This window comes from Streptomyces sp. NPDC006207 (genome assembly GCF_040613835.1).
In the GTDB taxonomy this organism is placed as follows: Bacteria; Actinomycetota; Actinomycetes; order Streptomycetales; family Streptomycetaceae; genus Actinacidiphila.
Map to the genome: position 1 here is coordinate 1 of NZ_JBEXSX010000073.1, position 21507 is coordinate 21507.

General features: G+C 72.2%; 17 protein-coding genes. 10 read left to right on the forward strand and 7 right to left on the reverse strand.

Annotation, left to right across the window (positions count from 1 at the left end):
* The first annotated feature begins 265 nt into the window (after positions 1–265).
* From ABZ312_RS38115 to ABZ312_RS38150, 8 genes are all read left to right on the forward strand, one after another.
* Positions 266–1675 carry a class II fumarate hydratase gene (locus ABZ312_RS38115; protein WP_500332241.1) on the forward strand — a complete coding sequence of 470 codons (1410 nt, stop codon included), beginning with the start codon at positions 266–268 and terminating at the stop codon, positions 1673–1675.
* Positions 1676–1777: 102 nt separating this feature from the next.
* Positions 1778–2461, forward strand: coding sequence for a cytidylyl-2-hydroxypropylphosphonate hydrolase (gene fomD, locus ABZ312_RS38120; protein WP_500332240.1), 684 nt, complete (start codon positions 1778–1780; stop codon positions 2459–2461).
* Positions 2462–2588: 127 nt separating this feature from the next.
* Positions 2589–3275, forward strand: coding sequence for a class I SAM-dependent DNA methyltransferase (locus tag ABZ312_RS38125; protein WP_500332239.1), 687 nt, complete (start codon positions 2589–2591; stop codon positions 3273–3275).
* A 512-nt stretch (positions 3276–3787) separates the two neighbouring features.
* Positions 3788–5923: an ATP-binding SpoIIE family protein phosphatase gene (locus ABZ312_RS38130; protein ID WP_500357296.1), complete on the forward strand. Its 2136-nt coding sequence runs from the start codon at positions 3788–3790 to the stop codon at positions 5921–5923.
* 162 nt (positions 5924–6085) lie between these two features.
* The gene (locus ABZ312_RS38135; protein ID WP_500326823.1) at positions 6086–7534 is read left to right on the forward strand and encodes a catalase; all 1449 of its coding nucleotides are present in this window, start codon (positions 6086–6088) and stop codon (positions 7532–7534) included.
* A gap of 173 nt (positions 7535–7707) precedes the next feature.
* Positions 7708–8232, forward strand: a complete 525-nt coding sequence (locus tag ABZ312_RS38140; protein WP_500326821.1) for a PadR family transcriptional regulator — start codon at positions 7708–7710, stop codon at positions 8230–8232.
* Positions 8233–8249: 17 nt separating this feature from the next.
* The gene (locus ABZ312_RS38145; protein WP_500326852.1) at positions 8250–8915 is read left to right on the forward strand and encodes an ABC transporter ATP-binding protein; all 666 of its coding nucleotides are present in this window, start codon (positions 8250–8252) and stop codon (positions 8913–8915) included.
* Positions 8912–11305: an FtsX-like permease family protein gene (locus ABZ312_RS38150; protein WP_500326819.1), complete on the forward strand. Its 2394-nt coding sequence runs from the start codon at positions 8912–8914 to the stop codon at positions 11303–11305. The genes ABZ312_RS38145 and ABZ312_RS38150 overlap by 4 nt, the downstream gene beginning before the upstream one ends.
* 18 nt (positions 11306–11323) lie before the next feature.
* Here ABZ312_RS38150 and ABZ312_RS38155 read toward each other — a convergent pair whose 3' ends face one another.
* Positions 11324–12271 carry a hydrogen peroxide-inducible genes activator gene (locus ABZ312_RS38155; RefSeq protein WP_500439699.1) on the reverse strand — a complete coding sequence of 316 codons (948 nt, stop codon included), beginning with the start codon at positions 12269–12271 and terminating at the stop codon, positions 11324–11326.
* Between the two features lie 262 nt (positions 12272–12533).
* On the opposite strand from ABZ312_RS38155, the gene ABZ312_RS38160 reads away from it, so the two are divergent.
* Entirely contained in the window at positions 12534–13088 is a 555-nt protein-coding gene (locus ABZ312_RS38160; protein WP_361809491.1) for a peroxiredoxin, read from the forward strand.
* A 2-nt stretch (positions 13089–13090) separates the two neighbouring features.
* Positions 13091–13639 carry an alkyl hydroperoxide reductase gene (locus ABZ312_RS38165; RefSeq protein WP_500326817.1) on the forward strand — a complete coding sequence of 183 codons (549 nt, stop codon included), beginning with the start codon at positions 13091–13093 and terminating at the stop codon, positions 13637–13639.
* Between the two features lie 59 nt (positions 13640–13698).
* Here the strand turns inward: ABZ312_RS38165 and ABZ312_RS38170 are convergent, their stop codons facing one another.
* From ABZ312_RS38170 to phoH2, 6 genes are all read right to left on the reverse strand, one after another.
* A complete protein-coding gene (locus tag ABZ312_RS38170; protein ID WP_500326816.1) occupies positions 13699–14541 on the reverse strand; it encodes a transglutaminase family protein in 843 nt (280 codons plus the stop codon).
* Positions 14542–14546: 5 nt separating this feature from the next.
* Positions 14547–15482 carry an alpha-E domain-containing protein gene (locus ABZ312_RS38175; protein ID WP_500326814.1) on the reverse strand — a complete coding sequence of 312 codons (936 nt, stop codon included), beginning with the start codon at positions 15480–15482 and terminating at the stop codon, positions 14547–14549.
* Positions 15483–15523: 41 nt separating this feature from the next.
* A complete protein-coding gene (locus ABZ312_RS38180) occupies positions 15524–17107 on the reverse strand; it encodes a circularly permuted type 2 ATP-grasp protein (protein ID WP_500357285.1) in 1584 nt (527 codons plus the stop codon).
* Between the two features lie 110 nt (positions 17108–17217).
* Positions 17218–18537 carry an AI-2E family transporter gene (locus ABZ312_RS38185; RefSeq protein WP_500326810.1) on the reverse strand — a complete coding sequence of 440 codons (1320 nt, stop codon included), beginning with the start codon at positions 18535–18537 and terminating at the stop codon, positions 17218–17220.
* A 112-nt stretch (positions 18538–18649) separates the two neighbouring features.
* Positions 18650–19318 carry a lysozyme family protein gene (locus ABZ312_RS38190; protein WP_499513706.1) on the reverse strand — a complete coding sequence of 223 codons (669 nt, stop codon included), beginning with the start codon at positions 19316–19318 and terminating at the stop codon, positions 18650–18652.
* A 398-nt stretch (positions 19319–19716) separates the two neighbouring features.
* Positions 19717–21036 (reverse strand): PhoH family protein, encoded by a 1320-nt coding sequence (phoH2, locus tag ABZ312_RS38195; RefSeq protein ID WP_499513705.1) that lies wholly within the window; start codon positions 21034–21036, stop codon positions 19717–19719.
* Positions 21037–21507: the final 471 nt, after the last annotated feature.

The following is a 21507-nucleotide window of genomic DNA, read 5'->3' on the forward strand; positions in this document are numbered from 1 at the left end:
GCCCCGTACCGCGCGTCGAGACCGGTGAGCAGTTCGGTGAGGCCGTCCGGCACCACCGGCCAGCCGAAGGCCGTGCGCGGGTACGGGGGACCGGGCCGCGTGCGCGGTGCCGGGCCGCCTGGTTCCCCGGTCCGTTCTGGCCGCCTTCCGGGCGGCCACCGGGGGGAATGAAACGTCCCGCGCCACTGTCCTACCGAGGGGTCGGGGTTCTACTGGGAAGTACCCGGTACGCCCGACGATGTCCGCGATGGAAGGAATTCCGGCCATGCCCGAGCAGGACGCAGAGGACGAGCGCGAGTACCGCGTCGAGCACGACTCGATGGGCGAGGTGCGCGTCCCGGCCCACGCCAAGTGGCGCGCGCAGACCCAGCGCGCGGTGGAGAACTTCCCCATCAGCGGACGCGGGCTGGAGCGGTCCCACATCGAGGCGCTCGCCCGGATCAAGGCGGCCGCGGCCAAGGTCAACGCGGAGCTGGGCGTCCTGGACAAGGACGTGTCGGAGGCGATCCAGGAGGCCGCCGCGGAGGTGGCCGGGGGGCGCTGGGACGGGCACTTCCCGATCGACGTCTTCCAGACCGGTTCCGGCACCTCGTCCAACATGAACGCCAACGAGGTCATCGCGACCCTGGCGAGCGAGCGGCTCGGCCGCGACGTGCACCCCAACGACCACGTCAACGCCAGCCAGTCCTCCAACGACGTCTTCCCCTCCTCCCTGCACATCGCCGCGACCGCCGCGGTGACCGGTGACCTGGTCCCGGCGCTGGAGCACCTGGCGGCGTCGCTTGAGCGCAAGGCCGCGGAGTTCGCGGACGTCGTGAAGTCCGGCCGCACGCATCTGATGGACGCCACGCCGGTGACCCTGGGCCAGGAGTTCGGCGGCTACGCGGCGCAGGTCCGGTACGGGGTGGAGCGGCTGCGGGCCTCGCTGCCCCGGCTGGCGGAGCTGCCGCTGGGCGGCACCGCGGTCGGCACGGGGATCAACACCCCGCCCGGCTTCTCGGCGGCGGTGATCGCCGAGGTGGCGCGGACGACCGGGCTGCCGCTGACCGAGGCGCGGGACCACTTCGAGGCGCAGGGCGCCCGCGACGGCGTCGTGGAGACCTCCGGACAGCTGCGCACGATCGCCGTGGGCCTGACCAAGATCGCGAACGACCTGCGCTGGATGGGCTCCGGCCCCCGCACCGGTCTCGCCGAGATCGCCCTGCCGGACCTGCAGCCCGGTTCGTCGATCATGCCGGGCAAGGTGAACCCGGTGATCCCCGAGGCGGTGCTGATGGTGGCCGCACAGGTCATCGGCAACGACGTGACGATCACCACGGCCGGCGCCGCGGGCAACTTCGAGCTGAACGTGATGCTCCCGGTGATCGCCAGGAACGTCCTGGAGTCGGTGCGGCTGCTCGCCAACGTCTCCCGGCTGCTGGCCGACCGCACGGTGGACGGGATCACGGCGAACGTGGAGCGCGCCCGTGAGTACGCGGAGTCCTCGCCGTCGGTCGTGACCCCGCTCAACAAGTACATCGGCTACGAGGAGGCGGCCAAGGTCGCCAAGCGGTCGCTGGCCGAGCGGAAGACCATCCGCGAGGTGGTCCTGGAGTCCGGCTACGTCGAGCGCGGGCTGCTCACCCTGGAGCAGCTGGACGAGGCGCTGGACGTGCTGCGGATGACCCGGCCCTGACGGCGCGCCGCGCCGTCGTCCCGGCGCTCCCCGGTGCCCGGCGTGACGAACGCTCGGCTCAAGGGTGACGCCCCCGTAACACGGGGTCCGTAAGATCCGTTCATGACAGCGGACATCCTTCTTCCCCGTGGAGCGGGCCAGGACGGCGGCGCGGGCCACTGGGCGCCCGGCGAGCAGGTGCTGTGGCGCTACCGCGGCAACGGCAGCGACGCGGTGCACATCTGCCGTCCGGTGACCGTGGTGCGCGACGACCCGGAACTGCTGGCGGTGTGGATGGCGCCGGGCACCGAGTGCGTCAAGCCGGTCCTGGCGGACGGCTCGCCGATCCACCACGAGCCGCTGGAGACCCGCTACCTCAAGCCGCGCACGACGTGCGTCGACCGCTGGTGGGGCGCGGGCGTGCTGAAGCTGGCGCGCCCGGACGAGCCCTGGTCGGTGTGGCTGTTCTGGGAGCAGGGCTGGCGCTTCAAGAACTGGTACGTGAACCTGGAGGAGCCGCGGCACCGCTGGCCGGGCGGGGTCGACTCGGAGGACCACTTCCTCGACATCCACGTCACCCCGGACCGGGGCTGGCAGTGGCGGGACGAGGACGAGTTCGCGCAGGCCCAGGCCGCCGGCCTGATGACGGCGGTCACGGCGGAGCGGGTACGGGAGGCCGGCCGCCGGGCGGTCGAGGTGATCGGCGCCTGGGGGCATCCCTTCCGGGACGGCTGGGAGCACTGGCGTCCGGATCCGGCGTGGCCGGTACCGGCCCTTCCGGTTGACTGGGATCGTCCGGCAAGGTGACCGCGTGAGCGGCTTGCCGGGGACCCCTGCCCCAATCGTAAGATCGTGGCCCATAGTGCTGCACAAAACACAGGCTCACACTAGAGTTTGACGCTATGTCACCAAGGTCATACGGGAGGCCCGGGCTGTGGGAGTCGGCGGCTACGAGGACATACAGCTGGACCGCACCGGCCAGGCCGAGGGGTTCGACGCCATAGGTGACCGCTACGACGAGGCCTTCCCGCACAAGGAGGGCCAGGTCGCCGCGGGCGAATGGCTCCTGGCGCAGCTCCCGGCGGGCTCCCGCGTCCTGGACCTCGGCTGCGGCACGGGACTGCCGACCTGCCGTCAGCTGGTCGAGGCCGGGCACGAGGTGACGGGTGTGGACCTCTCCGCGGGGATGCTCTCGCTCGCCCGCCGGCACGTGCCCCGGGCGACCTTCCTCCAGGCCGACATCGCCGACCTGCGGACCGGCGGCCGCCACGGACCCGACGGCCCGGGGGACCCGGGCCGCTTCGACGCCGCCGTGGCCTTCTTCTCGCTGCTGATGCTGCCTCGGGCGGAGATCCCGCTGGCCCTGCGCAGCGTCCACGACCTCCTCCTCCCGGGCGGAATGTTCACCCTTTCGATGGTGGAAGCCGACGTGGACGACTTCGCGATTCCGTTCCTTGGTAACACCATCCGGGTATCGGGTTATCTACGGGATGAATTGCGCCAGGTGGTGGCCGACGCGGGATTCACGGTCCTTAAGGAGGATTCGTACGCGTACGCGCCGCACACGACCGAAGTGCCGCCGGAGGAGCAGCTCTTCCTGCACTGCCGACGACCCGCCTGACGCGGCCGCCCCGCCACGTGCCCGGCACGTGACGCACCCGACCGGATGGAACGACCAGCGTGAGCACGGAGCGCATTTCTGAGCAGGCCGCCGTCCAGGGGACGACGGCCGGCCCGGCACGTCCGGGTGACACCGAACCGGTACCGGATCCACGGGCCGGCTTCCTGCTGCCCGCGGACCCCGTGCCGGGCGGCGAGTCGGGCGCGTCCACGGCCGGGGCGCCGGCCTCCGGGCGGTCCACGGACCCGTCCGCGGCGGGCGACCGCCCGCGCCGGGGCCGCCGGAGCGGCGGCGCCAAGCGCGGCGCGACCGCCGGCGATCCCGGCGGCACGGCCATGCCGCCGGAACGTCAGACCCCCTCCGATCCCCTCGTGTCGGCCCCCGCCCCCGCCAAGCCCGGCCGCGGCGGCCGGCGTGCGCGCGGCGGACGCACCGCGCGGCAGTCCTCCGAGGTGCGGGACCGTCAGGCCGCCCGGGTGGTCGCCGGCGAGGGGCTCGCCACCGTCCAGCACATGGCCGCCGCCCCCGCGGACGGCGCCCGCGGACGGCAGACCGTACGGCTGCGCTCCACCGACGCCCCCGGCGGCGCCCCGGCCACCGGTCCGTCCTTCGACGGCTCCGCGGGCCGGGACCGGCGGGCCGCCACCGCCATGGCCGCTCCCGTGGAGCCCGGCCGCCGGGCCACGGCGGGCGGCGGGACCCCGGGCGTCCCGGGTGTCCCCGGTCCGACGCAGCCGGAAGGCGGCGAGCCGCGCACGCGGCAGCGGACCCCTGACACGACGCTGCCCACGTCCCGGACGACGGGCCGGCAGGGAGGCCGCGGGGGCCACGCGGGCGGGCACCCCGTCGACGAGGACTCCACCGGCGGCCAGCCGCTCAAGAAGATCGGCCCGCAGAACCGCGGCCGGGCGGGGCAGGCGGAGACCGAGCGGCTGCGCTACGTCGGCGCGGCCACCCGCCGCATCGCCCGCGGCCTGGACCTGGACGAGATCGTGCTGGGTCTGTGCCGCTCCGCTGTGCCCGCCTTCGCCGACGCGATCCTGGTCTACCTGCGCGACCCGCTGCCGGTGGGCGACGAGCGCCCTTCCGGCCCGCTGGTCCTGCGGCTGCGGCGCACCGACCGGGTTCCGGACGAGAACGCCCCGGAGCCGGTGGAGGGCCTGCTCATGCCGGTCGTCCCCTCCACGGAGGGCGCGTACGGCGCTGCCGCCGAGGTCGTGACCGTCCCCATGGACGGCCCGCTGGCCGAGGTGCTGCGCGGGGTGCGCCCGGTGTTCTCCGACAACGCGCAGGCCACGGCGGCGCTCCACGAGCTGGTCGGGGGCTGCCGGCAGGCGGAGTTCGGCGAGACGTTAGACCTGCCGACCGGACGCCGGGCCATCCTGGCACCGCTGCGCGGCCGCCGCCGGGTCATCGGCGCGACCGTGCTGCTGCGCCGTCCCGAGCGTGCCCCGTTCGACCCGGACGACCTGCTGATCGCGGCCCAGCTGGCCACCCACACCGCGCTCGGCGTTGACAAGGCGGTGCTCTACGACCGCGAGGCGTCGATCGCCGACTCCCTGCAGCGCGAGATGCTGCCGGACTCCCTGCCGGAGCCCACCGGGGTCCGGCTGGCCAGCCGCTACCTGCCCGCCGCGGAGTCGGCCCGGGTCGGCGGCGACTGGTACGACGCGATCCCGCTGCCCGGCAGCCGGGTGGCGCTGGTGGTCGGCGACGTCATGGGCCACTCCATGACCTCGGCGGCGATCATGGGCCAGCTGCGGACGACCGTCCAGACCCTGGCGGGCCTGGACCTGTCGCCGCAGGAGGTGCTCTACCACCTGGACGAGCAGGCCCAGCGGCTCGGTCAGGACCGCATGGCCACCTGCATCTACGCGGTCTACGACCCGATAGCGCACCGGGTGACCATCGCCAACGCCGGCCACCCGCCGCCGGTGCTGCTGCACGCCAGCGGCCTGGCCGAGGTGCTGCGCGTGCCGCCGGGGGCCCCGATCGGCGTGGGCGGCGTGCCTTTCGAGGCGGTCGAGCTGCCCGCCCCGGCCGGGGCGACGCTGCTGCTGTACACCGACGGCCTGGTGGAGTCCCGCACCCGTGACGTGTGGGGCGGCATCGAGATGCTGCGCGAGCGGCTGCACACGGCCTCGGCGGTGCTGTGCCCGCCGCCGCTGGAACCGCTATGCGACGAGGTCCTGGAGATCGTCGGCCCGGGCGACCGGGACGACGACATCGCGCTGCTGGCCGCCCGTTTCGACGGCATCGCCCCGCGCGACGTCGCCTACTGGTTCCTGGAGCCGCGGCCGCAGACGGCCGGCCGGGCCCGGCGGCTGGTGCGCCAGGCACTCAGCCGCTGGAACCTGGAGCCGCTGGCCGAGGCGACCGAGCTGCTGGTCAGCGAGGTGGTCACCAATGCGGTGCGGTACGCGGAGCGGCCGATCACGCTGCGGCTGCTCCGTACCGACGTGCTGCGCTGCGAGGTGGGCGACGATGCCCCGACGCTGCCGCGGATGCGCCATGCGCAGCCGCAGGACGAGGGCGGCCGCGGGCTGTACCTCGTCAACCGGATGGCGCAGCGCTGGGGAGCGACCCGGCTGAGCGCCGGGAAGGTGGTCTGGTTCGAGATGGGCATTCCGGGCGGTGCCGACCGGTAGACGCTCCGTATCCGTACACGTTTTATTTCTGGACATTGTCCAGATCCATGGCGTGAAGTCATTGCCCGGCGTGCCGAGCCGGTGATTCAGTGTTTGTGTGGTCGTTAGCGACCAGGAGCCCCCGACGGACTCTTCCGAAGATCGACGGGAGGACACACTCACATGAGCACCCCCTACACCACCAACAACGCCGGGATCCCGGTGGAGAGCGACGCGCACTCGCTCACGGTGGGCTCGGACGGCCCCATCCTCCTCCAGGACCACTACCTGATCGAGAAGATGGCGCAGTTCAACCGCGAACGGGTACCGGAGCGTGTGGTGCACGCCAAGGGCTCGGGCGCGTACGGCGTCTTCGAGGTGACGAACGACGTCAGCCAGTTCACCAAGGCCGACCTCTTCCAGCCGGGACGCCGCACGGAGATGCTGGCCCGCTTCTCGACGGTCGCCGGCGAGCTGGGCAGCCCCGACACCTGGCGCGACCCGCGCGGTTTCGCCCTGAAGTTCTACACCGAGTACGGCAACTACGACATGGTCGGCAACAACACGCCGGTCTTCTTCGTACGCGACCCGATGAAGTTCCAGGACTTCATCCGCAGCCAGAAGCGCCGCCGTGACAGCTCGCTACGCGACAACAACATGCAGTGGGACTTCTGGACGCTGTCCCCGGAGTCGGCGCACATGGTCACCTGGCTGATGGGCGACCGCGGCGTGCCCAAGTCGTACCGCCACATGAACGGCTACAGCTCCCACACCTACATGTGGGTCAACGGCGGCGGCGAGCGGTTCTGGGTCAAGTACCACTTCAAGACCGACCAGGGGATCGACTTCCTCACCCAGGAGGAGGCCGACCACTACGCGGGCGCCGACGGCGATCTGCACCGCCGGGACCTGTACCAGGCCATCGAACGCGGCGAGCACCCCTCGTGGACGCTCTACATGCAGATCATGCCGTTCGACGACGCGGCGGACTACCGGTTCAACCCCTTCGACCTCACCAAGGTGTGGCCGCACGGCGACTACCCGCTGGTCGAGGTCGGCCGGATGACCCTGAACAAGAACCCCGAGGACTACTTCATCCACATCGAGCAGGCCGCCTTCGAGCCCAGCAACATGGTGCCCGGCATCGGCCCCTCGCCGGACAAGATGCTCCTCGGCCGGCTCTTCTCGTACGCCGACACCCACCGCTACCGGATCGGCCCCAACTACGCCCAGCTGCCGCCGAACCGGGCCCACACCGAGGTGCGCTCGTACGCCAAGGACGGGCCGATGCGCTACGAGCCGTCGCGCACCGCCGCGCCGTACGCGCCGAACTCCTTCGGCGGGCCCGAGGCCGACATCCGGCGCTTCGGCGACCCGGCCGGCTGGGAGGTGGCGGGCAACATGGTGCACGAGCCGTACAAGCTGCACCGCGAGGACGACGACTTCGGCCAGGCCGGGACGATGATCCGCCAGGTCCTGGACGACGCCGCCCGCGACCGGCTGGTCTCCAACGTGTCGGGCCACCTGAAGAACGGGGTCAGCGCCCCCGTCCTGGCCCGCGCGGTCGAGTACTGGCGCAACATCGACAAGGAGGTAGGCGACCGCATCGCCGCCAACGTCAACGGCCTGTGAGCCGGACCTCCCCACGGCCGCAGCCCCGGTGCACGTGATGTCCGTCCGTGCCCCGGGGCTGCATCGCGTCCGGAACGGGAAAACCCCTGGTCATGCGGGGTCCTGTCACCGGCTCGCCGCTATGCATGAGGTCTATACACCGTAGGTATACGCGTCGTGTAGAGTCCTCGGTCATGAGCATCGGCCACACCCTGCTCGGACTCCTGGAGTCCGGCCCGCGCCACGGATACGACCTGAAGCGGGCATTCGACGACAAGTTCGGCCACGACCGCCCGCTGCACTACGGCCAGGTCTACTCGACGATGGCGCGCCTGCTGAAGAACGGGCTGGTCGAGGTCGACGGCATCGAGCCCGGCGGCGGCCCGGAACGCAAGCGGTACGCGATCACCGAGGCCGGGATCACCGACGTCGAGAAGTGGCTCGGGCAGCCGGAGAAGCCCGAGCCCTACCTGCAGAACACCCTCTACACCAAGGTCGTCCTCGCGCTGCTCACCGGGCGCAGCGCCGCCGATCTCCTCGACACACAAAGGTCCGAGCATCTGCGGCTGATGCGGGAACTGACCGAACGCAAGCGGCACGGCGACTTCGCGGACCAGCTCATCTGCGACCACGCCCTGTTCCACCTGGAGGCGGACCTGCGGTGGCTGGAGCTCACCGCCGCCCGCCTGGACCTACTCGCGGCGGAGGTAGCCGAGTGAGCACCACGGAGAACCTGATGGAGGCCGTCGACCTGCACAAGGCGTACGGCCCGACCCCGGCCCTGGACGGCGCGGAGTTCGCGATACGCGCCGGGGAGGTGGTCGCGGTCATGGGGCCGTCCGGCTCCGGCAAGTCGACGCTGCTGCACTGCCTGGCCGGCATCGTCCGGCCGGACTCCGGCCAGGTGCTGTACCGGGGACGGGACCTGACCGCGATGAGCGACGCCGAGCGCAGCGCGCTGCGCCGCGGGGAGTTCGGCTTCGTCTTCCAGTTCGGCCAGCTCGTCCCGGAGCTGACCTGCGTGGAGAACGTGGCGCTGCCGCTGCGGCTGAACGGCACCCGGCGCAAGGAGGCCGAGGCGCGCGCCGGCGAGTGGCTGGCCCGGCTGGAGGTCGACGACCTGGCCGGCAAGCGTCCCGGCGAGATCTCCGGCGGCCAGGGCCAGCGGGTCGCGGTGGCGCGGGCGCTGGTCACCGGCCCGCGGGTGGTCTTCGCCGACGAGCCGACCGGCGCCCTGGACTCCCTCAACGGCGAGCGGGTGATGCGCATGCTGACCGACGCCGCCCGTGACACCGACGCCGCCGTCGTCCTGGTCACGCACGAGGCGCGGGTGGCCGCCTACTCCGACCGCGAGGTCGTCGTCCGCGACGGCAAGTCCCGCGACATGGAGAGGGTGGCATGAGCACCTCCGGACAGGGCGGTACCGGCGGCATGGTCGGGACCTGGGTCCGCGACCTCGCCCTCGGCCTGCGCTTCGCGGCGACCGGCGGCCGCGAGGGCTGGACCCGCACCGTCCTCACCGCGGTCGGCGTCGGCCTCGGTGTGGCGATGCTGCTGCTGGCGGCCGCCGTGCCCGCCATGATGAGCGCCCGCAACGACCGGGCGTACGAGCGGGACTACTCCTGGTTCAAGGAGCCGCCCAAGCAGACCGCCAGCACGGTGCTGTACTCCTCGGCCGACACCAACTTCCGCGAGGACAACATCCGCGGTCTGCTGCTCAAGGCCGACGGTGACCGGCCGGTGCTCCCGCCGGGCGTCAAGACGATGCCCGCGCCCGGTGAGATGGTGGTCTCCCCCGCGCTGAAGAAGCTGCTCGACCAGCCCGGCAGCAAGCTGCTGCGGGAACGGCTGGACTACCGCCTCGCCGGCGTCATCGGCGACCAGGGCCTGCTCGGACCCGCCGAACTGGCCTACTACGCGGGCAGCGACTCCCTCGTCGCCAGGAACGCGGACGGCACCTCCGGGAACGCCACCCGCATCCCGTACTTCGGGCGCGGTGAGGTGAAGGGCGATCCTCTGGGCGGCGTGCTGACCCTGCTGGTCGTCATCATCGTCGTGGTGCTGCTGATGCCGGTGGCCGTCTTCATCGGCACCGCGGTGCGCTTCGGCGGCGAACGCCGGGACCGGCGGCTGGCCGCGCTGCGGCTGGTCGGCGCGGACAGCAGGATGACCCGGCGGATCGCGGCCGGCGAGGCACTGTTCGGCTCCCTGCTCGGGCTCGCCGTGGGCACGGGGATCTTCCTGGTCACCCGGCAGTTCTCGCCCGATGTGACGCTGTACGACATCAGCGTCTACCCGTCCGACATCACGCCCGGTCCCGGGCTGGCCGCACTGGTGGCGGTGGCGGTTCCGGGGGCGGCGGTCGCGGTCACCCTGCTGGCGATGCGCGGCATCGCCGTCGAGCCGCTCGGAGTGGTGCGCAAGGCCACCGCGCAGAAGCGCAGGCTGTGGTGGCGGCTGCTGATCCCGCTGGCCGGGCTCGGACTGCTGGCCCCGCTGTTCGGGAGCATCTCCCAGAACACCTCGGTCAACCCCTACCAGGTGACGGCCGGCGTGGTCCTGCTGCTGGTCGGTCTCACCGCCGTACTGCCCTGGCTGGTCGAGTCGGTCGTCGGCCGCCTCCGCGGCGGCCCGCTGCCCTGGCAGCTGGCCACCCGCCGCATCCAGCTCAACAGCAGTGCCGCCGCCCGCATGGTCAGCGGTGTCACCGTCGCCGTCGCGGGGGCGATCGCCCTCCAGTCGCTCTTCACGGGGGTCCAGAGCGACTTCGTCACGGCGACCGGAGACGACCCGGAGCGCGCCCAGCTCAGCATCATGCAGACCGTCGACAGCGGGGCCGAGGCGCAGCGCGTGGAGAAGGCCTTCGCCGAGACCCCGGGCATCCGCGCGGTGCTCGGCGTCATCCAGGACGACGCCGCCCGGGGGGACATCTCGAAGCGGATGGGCGTCGACGGGAGCCAGAGCGTACCCCTGGTCCTGGGCGACTGCGTGACGCTGCGCGAACTCGCCCACGTCGGGGCCGGCTGCGCCGACGGCGACGTGTTCCTGGTGTCCGACCCCGGCGGCTACGGTGACATGAGCTTCGCCGAGCCCGGCGACACGCTCGACCTCAACACGCCGGTCACGGACAAGTACACCGGCACGCCGCGGCCGTGGCGCATCCCGGCGGACGCCCGCACGGTGCAGTCCCGCGTCTCACCGGACGGGAACCAGGAGTGGGGCGTGCTGGCCACCCCCGGTGCCCTGGACGTGGCGGCCCTGCGCACGCCCGCCGTCCGGCTCATGCTGAGGACCGACCCGGGCTCGCCGGACGCCGTCGAGCACGCCCGCAACACCGCGGCACGGATCGACCCCACGCTCAGCGTCTTCCAGCTGACCGCCACCAGCGAGGACCGCAAGTTCGCGACGATCCGGCGCGGGCTGTTCATCGGCGCCACGGCCACCCTGGCCCTGATCGGCGCGAGCCTGCTGGTCTCCATGCTGGAGCAACTGCGCGAGCGCAGGCGGCTGCTGGCCGTCCTGGTCGCCTTCGGCACCCGGCGGTCCGTGCTCGGGCTGTCGGTCCTCTGGCAGACCGCGCTGCCGGTCGCCCTGGGACTCGTCCTCGCCGTCGTCGGGGGTGCCGGTCTCGGCGCCGCCCTGCGGACGATGGTGGGTGAGGACCCCCGCGTCGACTGGGCGAGCGTGGGCGCCATGACCGGCGCCGGAGCGGGAGTGGTCATCCTGGTCACGGCGCTGAGCCTGCCGCCGCTGTGGCGGATGATGCGTCCGGACGGTCTGCGCACCGAGTGACCCCGGGCGGTTCGCCCGTCAGCGGGCGAACCGTACCGGCAGCGGTGCCAGGGCACCGCGCAGCGCGGAGGCGAAGGCCTGAAACTCCTCCGCGCGCGCGGTGCCCGCGCGCATCGCCAGCGCGATGCGCCGTGACGGCGCCGGGTCGGCGAAGTACCCCGTGGCGAGGTCCGCGCTGCGTCCGGTCTCCACCGGGACCGCCGTCCGCGGCAGCAGCGTCACCCCGAGCCCGCCGGCCACCAGCTGCACCAGCGTGGACAGCCCCGCCGCGGTCGTGGTGGCGGTCGCCCCCTCGGTGCGGCCCGCCTCCCGGCAGACGTCCAGCGCCTGGTCGCGCAGGCAGTGCCCCTCCTCCAGCAACAGCAGGTCCAGCTGCCGCAGGGCCTCGCGGGGGATGTCCATCCGTCCGGCCAGCCAGTGGTCGCGCGGGGTGACCAGGACGAAGTCCTCGTCGAAGAGCGGCAGTTCGGCGACGGCGGGGACACCGAGCGGTACGGCGAGCAGCAGCAGGTCCAGCCGGCCCGCCGTGAGGCCGTCCAGCAGCGAGGACGTCTGCTCCTCGTGCACCTGCAGGTCGAGCTCCGGGTACGTGTCGTGCGCCAGCCGCAGCACGGTCGGCAGCAGGTAGGGCGCCACCGTCGGGATCACCCCGAGCCGCAGCACCCCGGTGAAGGGCGCGCGCGCCGCCTCCGCCTCGTCGAGCAGGTCGCCGACCGCTCCCAGCACCGCCCGCGCCCGGACCGCGACGCGCTCCCCCGCCGAGGTCAGCAGCACCTTGCGGGTCGTGCGCTCCACGAGCACCACCCCGAGCGCCTCCTCCAGCGCGGCGACCGCCCCGGACAGCGCCGGCTGGCTCGTGCCGATCGCCGCGGCCGCGTCCCTGAAGTGCAGGTGCTCGGCGACGGCCGCGAAGGCCCGCAGCTGGGACAGGCTCGGCTGGCGCTGGCTGCCGCGCTGACTACTGATAACCGCCTCCGATCAACGACCTCCAGTCTAGTTGCGTACGCGATCAATGACCGACGGGGCCGGGCGGCCGTCCGCCCCCTGTGGTGCCGGTCACTCTGCGCAGCGGCACGCCGGAGCCTCACTCGTCGATAAGGGCTTCCGATCAATGCGACCCGCCGGGGCGATTTCACTGATCAATGACCTCATGGCAGGGTGAGCGGGACCCATCGAGGGACCGTGCGGCCACCCCGCGCCCGGGTCCCGACCCTCCCTAGGAGTGCGCGTGCTCACCGTCGGTGACAAGTTCCCCACGTTCGAACTGACCGCCTGTGTGGACCTCGACCCCGAGAAGGCCTTCGCCCAGATCGACCACAAGTCGTACGAGGGCAAGTGGAAGGTCTACTTCGCGTGGCCGAAGGACTTCACCTTCGTCTGCCCGACGGAGATCGCGGCGTTCGGCAAGCTGAACGACGAGTTCGCCGACCGTGACGCGCAGATCCTCGGCTTCTCCGTCGACTCCGAGTTCGTGCACCACGCCTGGCGCAAGGACCACGACGACCTGCGCGACCTGCCCTTCCCGATGCTGTCGGACATCAAGCGCGAGCTGTGCACCGACCTCGGCATCCTCGGCGAGGACGGCGTCGCCCAGCGCGCCACCTTCATCGTCGACCCGAACAACGAGATCCAGTTCGTCATGGTGACCGCCGGTTCCGTGGGCCGTAACCCCAAGGAGGTCCTGCGGGTCCTCGACGCGCTGCAGACGGACGAGCTGTGCCCCTGCAACTGGAAGAAGGGCGACGAGACCCTCGACGTCGTCAAGCTGCTGGCCGGTGAGTGACCGTGGCGCTCGATGAGCTGAAGTCCGCGCTGCCGGACTACGCCAAGGACCTCAAGCTCAACCTGGGCTCCGTGATCGGCAACGCCGAGGACACGGGACTCCTCACCCAGCAGCAGCTGTGGGGCACGGTGCTGGCCACCGCCATCGCCTCGCGCTCGGCCGTCGTGCTGCGCGCGCTGGAGCCCGAGGCCCGCGAGAACCTCTCGCCGGAGGCGTACCAGGCCGCCAAGGCCGCCGCCGCCATCATGGCGATGAACAACGTCTACTACCGGACCCGGCACCTGCTGTCGGACCCGGAGTACGGCAACCTGCGGGCCGGTCTGCGGATGAACGTCATCGGCAACCCGGGCGTCGACAAGACCGACTTCGAGCTCTGGTCGCTGGCGGTCTCGGCGATCAACGGCTGCGGGATGTGCCTCGACTCGCACGAGCAGGTGCTGCGCAAGGCGGGCGTCGAGCGCGAGACGGTCCAGGAAGCCTTCAAGATCGCCGCCGTCGTGCAGGCGGTCGCGGCGACCCTAGACGCCGAGGCGGTCCTCGCCGGCGCGTGACGCGTGCTCCTGGGGCCCGGCCACCCTTCGGGGGAGCCGGGCCCTTCGGCCGTCCCGCGTCAGGCCAGCCGCGTGAACTCCACCGTGACCCGGGGCGGTCCGCTGGCGGCGCCGCGGTACACGCCCTTGTGCGGTGTGACGTCCCCGTAGTCGCGGCCTCGGCCCACCACGACGTGGGACTCGTCGGCGCGGCAGCGGTTCGTGGGGTCGTAGCCGTACCACTCCCCCGCCCAGTACTCGACCCAGGCGTGGCTCTGCCCGGCGACGGCCCGGTGCAGACCGGCCTCGCGGTCCGGGTGCAGGTAGCCCGACACGTACCGCGTGGGCAGCCCGATGCCGCGCAGCAGCCCGGCCGTCAGGTGGGCGATGTCCTGGCAGACGCCGGCGCCCTGCTCCCAGGCCTCCTGCGCGGAGGTGTGGACCGCGGTGGCGCCCGGCACGTACGCCACCCGGTCGGCAACCGACTCCGCCACCGCGACCGCCGCCTCATGGGGGTCGAGCCCCGCCACCGCGTCCCGGACGGCGCCGGTGACCTCGGGGGCGACGCAGGTCCGCGGCGTGGACGCGATGTGCTCCAGCAGCCGCGTCGCCGCGGCCCGTCCGGCGATCTCCGGCCATCCGGCCGGGGTGCGGAGCGGTGCCGGCGGCGCGGTCTCGACCAGCGAGACCGCGGTGATGACCAGGTCCGCGTGCGGTTCCGTCAGGTCGAAGCAGGTGACCTGGGTGCCCCAGTAGTCCCAGTACGACCAGGTGGTGGTCGCCGGGCTGACGGTGACCCGGGCGTCGAGGGTCGTCTGGCGGGGCAGGGTGAGCGGGGTCATGCGGACCTCGTTGTGGGAGGAGACCGCCGCCTCGGAGTAGCCGACCCGGGTCTCGTGCCGGATGCGCAGTCTGCGGGCCATCGCGCTCACGCTCCTTCCTGCGCCCACGCCATGGCGCCCTGGTAGGGGAAGAACCGTTCCGCCACAGCCTCGGCCGAGGCCATGCACGCCTGCTGGAGGTCGCGCAGCAGCAGCGGCAGCGCCTCCTCCAGGCTGCCGGAGTCCAGGTACTCCAGCCGGGTGCGCATACGCCCGATGGGTCGGCGGGCCGGGTCGTGCCGGGGTCTGCCCAGCTCCGTGAGGCAGTCCTCGGCGGTGGTGAGCGCATGCAGCGCGCTGCGCGGGAAGTCCCGGTCCAGCAGCAGGAACTCCGCGACCCGCGCGGTGTCCCCGAATCCTCCGTACACCCGGGCGAAGGCCTCGTCCGCGCCGCTGGCACTGAGCAGCGTCGGCCAGTCGGGGGCGTGCGCGGCGTCCAGGACCCGCACCGCGAGCAGCCGTACGGTCATGTCGACGCGTTCGAGGCTCCGGCCGAGCACCATGAAGCGCCAGCTGTCGTCCCGGCTCATCGTGGAGTCGGTGAGCCCGGCGAAGAGGGCCGCCCTGCGGCGTACGAGGTCCAGGTAGGCGTACGGACCGGTGCGGCGCGCGGCGCGGCGCTGCTCGCCCAGGGCATGCCAGGTGGAGTTGAGGCACTGCCACATGTCGGAGGAGATCGCCTCGCGCGCGCTGCGTGCGTTCGCGCGGGCGGCGCCGAGCGCCCCCTCGATGGAGCCTGGGCTGCGCGCGTCGAAGGCGAGGGCGTCCATCACCTGGTCCATGTCGCAGGGCTGGTCGCCCGGGGCGGACAAGCCGAGGATCGCGTACAGCGATCGGCACGCGGCGTCCTCGTCCCGCCAGGGGTCCTCCAGCAACCGGTGCAGGTAGGCGTCGAGGATGCGGGCGGTGGCGTCGGCGCGCTCGACGTAGCGGCCGGTCCAGGTCAGCGCCTCCGCGATGCGGGAGAGGATGATGTCGTTCATCGCCGTGCCTCCTGCCGGTCCGGTCGGTGCCGTCGGTGCCGTCACTGCTGCTGGGCTCCTTCCTGCTCGGACGGACCACGGCCGCCGCCGGGTCCGAGGTGGCGCGGGGCCACCGACGGCGGCACGGCCGCCGCGCCCTCCGCCTCCGCCGCGTCCTGCTCCGGCGGCCCGCCGAAGGCCTCGGCGGACCGGCGCGCCGGCGCCAGTACCCAGGTGTCCTTCGAGCCGCCGCCCTGGCTGGAGTTGACGATGAGGTTGCCCTCCCGCAGGGCGACCCGGGTGAGGCCGCCGGGCAGCACCCAGATCTCGTCCCCGTCGTTGACGGCGAAGGGCCGCAGGTCGATGTGGCGCGGGGCGACCCCGCCGTCGGCGAAGGTCGGCGAGGTCGACAGGGCGACCGGGCGCTGGGCGATCCAGCCCCGGGGGTCGGCGGCCACCGCCTTGCGGGTCCGCTCCAGGGTCGCGGCGTCGGCGGCGGGCCCGATGACGATGCCGGAACCCCCCGCCCCGTCGACCGGCTTGACGACGAGCTGGTCGATCTGGTCGAGGACGGCCTCCAGCCGGCCGGGCTCGTCGGGCCGGAAGGACTCGACGTTGGGCAGGACGGGCTCCTCACCGAGGTAGTAGCGGATCAGGTCGGGGACGTAGGTGTAGAGCAGTTTGTCGTCGGCGATCCCGTTGCCCACGGCGTTGGCGAGGGTGACGTTCCCGGCCGTCGCGGCGCCCAGGATGCCCGGGCAGCCGATCACCGAGTCCGGCCGGAAGTGCAGCGGGTCGAGGAAGTCGTCGTCGAGCCGGCGGTATACGACGTGGACCGGCACCTCGCCGCGGGTCGTCCGCATCCACACCCGGTTGCCGGAGCACACCAGGTCGTCCCCCTGGACCAGTTGCACCCCCATCAGCCGGGCCAGCAGTGCGTGCTCGAAGTACGCGGCGTTGCTCGGTCCCGGGGTGAGCACGACGACCTGCGGGTCGGTCACCCCCGCGGGCGCGGCGGCACGCAGCGCCGCCAGCAGCCGCTGGCCGTAGGCGTCCACCGGACGCACCGGCTGCTCCGCGAAGAGGGAGGGGAACATCCGGGTCATCGCCCGCCGGTTCTCGATGACGTAGCTGACGCCGGAGGGGACGCGCACGTTGTCCTCCAGGACCCGGAACGCGCCCTGTTCGTCCCGGACGAGGTCGATCCCGCTCACGTGCACACGCACCCCGTTCGGGGGCTCGACGCCGTGCGCCGCCCGGTGGAAGTGCGGGGACTGCAGCAGCAGCCGCCAGGGGACGACGCCGTCCTCGAAGGCGCGGGCCGGGCCGTAGGCGTCGGCGAGGTAGGCCTCCAGCGCCCTTACCCGCTGGATCACCCCGCGCTGGACCAGGTCCCACTCCAGGGCGTCGAGGACCCGCGGGACGAGGTCGAGCGGCCAGGGCCGCTCCTCCCCCGCGAAGGCGTAGGTGACCCCGCGGTCCGTGAACGAACGGGCCATCTGGTCCGCCCGGAACCTCAGCTCGGCCGCTTCCATGGGCTGCAGGGCGGCCAGTACCGGCTCATAGGCGGTCCTGACCACACCCGGCCGCTCGAACATCTCGTCCCACGCGTCGGCCAACGCGTACGCGTCAAATATGTCCGCCATGACGCGACGTTAGGCGCACTGTGTGACGCACCGGTCACGGTGCGATTTCCGGGAGCGCACACGCGCGCGGCCGCCCCGAGGGGCGGCCGCGGCACCGGGTGGTCACACCGTCAGACGGTCTCCCCCGGCGTGGCGTCGGGGAGTCCCCGCGCACCGACCGGCGCCACCTCGGCGGCCGTCGCGCCGTGCGGTGCGGGCTCGTCGGCCATCGCCGCCTCCCGGGAGTGGGCCCGCAGGTAGCCGACCACGGTGTTGGTCACCGCGACCAGCGGTACGGCCACGACCGCCCCGCCGATCCCCGCGATGAGCGAACCGGCGGCCACCGACAGGATCACGCCGAGCGGATGCACCCGCACCGCCCGGCCCAGGATGAACGGCTGCAGGATGTGGCCCTCGATCTGCTGCACCAGCAGGACCACCACCAGCACCATCAGCGCCGTGAACGGACCTTCCGTCACCAGCGCCACCACCATCGCGATGACACCTGAGGCGACCGCGCCGACCAGGGGGACGAACGCGGCGAGGAAGATGATGACGGCCAGCGGCACCGCCATCGGCACCCCGAGGATGCCGATGCCGATGCCGATGAAGATGGCGTCGATCAGGGCCACTATCACCGTGCCGCGCACGTAGAGGGTGAGCGTGCGCCAGGCGCGCGGCCCCGCGCCGCCGAGGCCGTCGCGGGCGTCCACGGGGAAGAGCTTGAGGAACCAGTTCCAGATGTTCCGGCCGTCGTAGAGCAGGAAGAGCGTGCTGAACATCGCCAGGAGGATGCCGGTGAGCATCTCCACGACGACGGTGACGCCCTGCAGCCCGGCGTCGGTCAGCGCCTTGGAGTTGGTGCCGATCGCCTCCTGGAGGTTCTTGGCGATCTGGTTGATCTGGTCCTCGGTCACGTGGAACGGGCTGTTGAGCAGCCAGCGCTTCAGTTCGGTGATGCCGTCCTGGAGGCTGTTGGAGAGGTTGTCGATGTTCTCCATGACCTGCCAGACCACGAACCAGCCGACCAGGCCCATCATCACGAAGCCGCCGATGAAGACGATGGCCGTGGCGAACCCGCGCGGCACCCCCAACCGCTTCAGCCGGCCCACGAAGGGCTGCAGCAGCGCGGTGATCAGCAGCGCGGCGACGAAGGAGAGGACGACCAGCTGTATGGTGCCGATCACCCGCATCAGCACCCAGACCGTGCCGGCCAGCACCAGCAGCCGCCAGCCGAGTTCGGCCGCGACCCGCATGCTCCACGGCACCCGGGCGACCGGGTCGCCGGGGCCGGAGGTGCGCGCCGGGTACCGGCGCGCGGCCTGCTCCTCCTGACGGCGGGCCTCCTCGCGGGCGCCCGCGGCCGCGGCCCGGCGCTGTTCCTCCAGCCTCCCGGCGAGCTTGGCGAGCTCCGCCGCCAGCCCGGAGCCCCATTGGCGCTTCTCCGACATCGCTTCCCCTGTCCCCCGCCCCCCGGCCTGTCCGTCCGCACCACCGTACGCGCAACGAGCCCCCGATCCCTCAAGGGGTCGGGGGCTCGTCGGCGATTTGTGGATGTACGGCCTAGTACCAGTGGTTGGCCTGCCAGAACGACCAGGCACCGCAGGGGCTGCCGTACCGGCTGTTCATGTAGTTGAGGCCCCACTTGATCTGGGTACCGGGATTGGTGCGCCAGTCGGCGCCCGCGGAGGCCATCTTGGAGCCGGGCAGGGCCTGGACGAGACCGTAGGCGCCGGAAGAGGCGTTCGTCGCGGTGTAGTTCCAGCCGCTCTCACGGGTGACGATGTTGGAGAAGCACTGGTACTGGGAGGCGTCGCCTATGAGGCCCTGGGCCATGGCCTGGACTTCGGAGACCGTGTACGAGGCCTTCACGACCAGCGCGGCGCGCTCCGCGGCGCGGGAGGCCTCCTTGGCCTTGCGGTCGGCCTCGGCCTTCTCCTCCGCCTTCTTCCGGGCGGAGGCGTCCTTGGCGGCCTGCTTGCGCGCTGCCTCCTCGGCGGCCTTCTTCGCGCCGGCGTCGGCGGCGTCGGACTGCGCCTGCACCTGCTGCGTGAGGGAAGCCTGCTGGACCTGCTGCCCAGCGGGTATGTCCGCGAGGACGGTGGTCGCATCGGCGGCGGCGACGGGCTGTACGACACCCTCGCTACCGGAGGCGACACCGACGACGGCGCCCACAGTGGTGACCGCAGTGGCCGAAGCCACCGCGAATCCCCGGACCGAGATCCGGCTCACACGGTTTCCTTCCAGCGTCGCCCGCTTGGTGACCTCACGGACGCGATCGTGCCCCTTCGCACTGGCTTCCTGCTGCACCGGTCACAGAAGCACTGGCCCGGTGCGGCTCCCCCGACGGGGCGGGAGTCCGCTGATTCGGTTCGGGCGGCCCACGGCGAACGCTGTTCAGTTCTGAGGTTCCGTACGTTTGCGGGTACGGGTGTGCCGAGGGCGGGGGCCTGACAGAACCGACAGCCTGCCGTAGCCGGACGCGTCCACGCAATTCCCCGTTGCGTGTCAAAGCTCACACGCCACGTAGGCCACGGAAATTTCCGTTACGCATCCGTAGCCTCCGGACACAGCGCTAGGCTGCTGCGCCCTCGCGGCGCAGCAGCCTAGCGGACCGTCCAACTCGTCTGTTACGCCCGCCCGTCCTCCAGCATCTCCGTCACGAGCGCGGCGATCGGCGAGCGCTCGGAGCGGGTCAGGGTGATGTGCGCGAACAGCGGGTGGCCCTTGAGCTTCTCGACGACGGCGACCACTCCGTCGTACCGACCCACCCTCAGGTTGTCGCGCTGGGCGACGTCATGAGTCAGGACAACCCGGGAATTCTGCCCAATACGGGACAACACGGTCAGCAGGACGTTGCGCTCCAGGGACTGCGCCTCGTCGACGATCACGAAGGCGTCGTGCAGGGAGCGGCCCCGGATGTGCGTGAGGGGCAGGACCTCCAGCATGCCGCGCGCCACGACCTCCTCGATGACCTCCTTCGACGTCACCGCGCCCAGGGTGTCGAAGACCGCCTGGGCCCACGGGCTCATCTTCTCCGCCTCGGTGCCCGGCAGGTAGCCGAGCTCCTGACCGCCCACGGCGTACAGCGGCCGGAAGACCATGACCTTCTGGTGCTGCTGACGCTCCAGCACCGCCTCCAGCCCCGCGCACAGCGCCAGCGCCGACTTGCCGGTGCCGGCCCGGCCGCCCATCGACACGATGCCGACGTCCGGGTCGAGCAGCAGGTCCAGCGCGATCCGCTGCTCGGCGCTGCGGCCGTGGATGCCGAAGGCCTCCCGGTCGCCGCGCACCAGCCGGACCCGGCCGTCGGCCGTGACCCGGCCGAGCGCCTTGCCGCGGTCCGACTGCAGCACCAGACCGGTGTGCACCGGGAGCCCGGCCGCGTCGGGCACATCGACCGTCTCCTCCTGGAAGAGGTCGTCCACCTCCTGGGCCGAGACCTGCAGCTCGTGCATCCCCGTCCACCCGGAGGTGATCGCCAGCTCGGCCCGGTACTCCTCGGCCAGCAGGCCGACGGAGGAGGCCTTGACGCGCAGCGGCAGGTCCTTGGAGACGACGGTGACGTCGTACCCCTCGGCCTGGAGGTTCCGGGCCACCGCGAGGATCCGCGAGTCGTTGTCGCCCAGGCGGAACCCCGCGGGCAGCACGCCCGGGTCCGAGTGGTTCAGCTCGACGCGCAGGGTGCCGCCCAGCTCGCCGATCGGGATGGGTGCGTCCAGCCGCCCGTACCGGATCCGGTACTCGTCGAGCAGCCGCAACGCCTGGCGGGCGAAGTAGCCGAGCTCGGGGTGGTGGCGCTTGGCTTCCAACTCGGTCACCACCACGACCGGCAGGACCACCTCGTGCTCATCGAAGCGGAGGAGGGCATGCGGGTCGGCAAGCAGCACGCTGGTGTCGAGTACGTAAGTGCGCCGGTCGTGCTCACGGCGATTCTTGCTGGTCACCACGTGTGGACGAACCCCCTCGGAAGAGGTCGGGGTGCGACGGCGTCGCGCGGGACAGGGCCGGGACCGACCAGAAGGGCCGGACCACGGCCCTTCGAGTCGACGCGGTCAATGCCGTCCGAGTCAAGGGTTGACAACGGCACGTCCGTGAGCAAGGGGCCTCCCGGGCGGACGGGCCAGGTGCCGTCCGCTTCTGTCCGACATCCATGGGCCGGATGTCGGTCTGACGGGTCTATTCCCTCGAAAGTGGAGGCCTATGCGACTGCATATGACAGGTGTTGGCCCGGGCCCTACCCTTGCCGCCCCGCCGCCCGATGTTCGCGCCCCCGTCGCCGGGACGTAATCCGGCCACCGCCCCTTCGGCCGTTCGCCGCAAGCCGGGTGTGGCGCATCTCTCCCCGGCAGGGCCGTTCGGGTGACGCCGGGAGCCGGGGCCCGCGCTCAGGCCCCGAAGCGCCGGTGCCGCGCCGCGTA

Excerpts from the sequence above, each read along its gene's own strand:
- ABZ312_RS38115 (WP_500332241.1), top strand. The coding sequence starts at position 266 with ATGCCCGAGCAGGACGCAGAGGACGAGCGCGAGTACCGCGTCGAGCAC.
- fomD (WP_500332240.1), top strand. The coding sequence starts at position 1,778 with ATGACAGCGGACATCCTTCTTCCCCGTGGAGCGGGCCAGGACGGCGGC.
- ABZ312_RS38130 (WP_500357296.1), top strand. The coding sequence starts at position 3,788 with ATGGCCGCCGCCCCCGCGGACGGCGCCCGCGGACGGCAGACCGTACGG.
- ABZ312_RS38135 (WP_500326823.1), top strand. The coding sequence starts at position 6,086 with ATGAGCACCCCCTACACCACCAACAACGCCGGGATCCCGGTGGAGAGC.
- ABZ312_RS38140 (WP_500326821.1), top strand. The coding sequence starts at position 7,708 with ATGAGCATCGGCCACACCCTGCTCGGACTCCTGGAGTCCGGCCCGCGC.
- ABZ312_RS38145 (WP_500326852.1), top strand. The coding sequence starts at position 8,250 with ATGGAGGCCGTCGACCTGCACAAGGCGTACGGCCCGACCCCGGCCCTG.
- ABZ312_RS38150 (WP_500326819.1), top strand. The coding sequence starts at position 8,912 with ATGAGCACCTCCGGACAGGGCGGTACCGGCGGCATGGTCGGGACCTGG.
- ABZ312_RS38170 (WP_500326816.1), bottom strand. The coding sequence starts at position 14,541 with ATGGCCCGCAGACTGCGCATCCGGCACGAGACCCGGGTCGGCTACTCC.
- ABZ312_RS38175 (WP_500326814.1), bottom strand. The coding sequence starts at position 15,482 with ATGAACGACATCATCCTCTCCCGCATCGCGGAGGCGCTGACCTGGACC.
- ABZ312_RS38180 (WP_500357285.1), bottom strand. The coding sequence starts at position 17,107 with ATGGCGGACATATTTGACGCGTACGCGTTGGCCGACGCGTGGGACGAG.
- ABZ312_RS38185 (WP_500326810.1), bottom strand. The coding sequence starts at position 18,537 with ATGTCGGAGAAGCGCCAATGGGGCTCCGGGCTGGCGGCGGAGCTCGCC.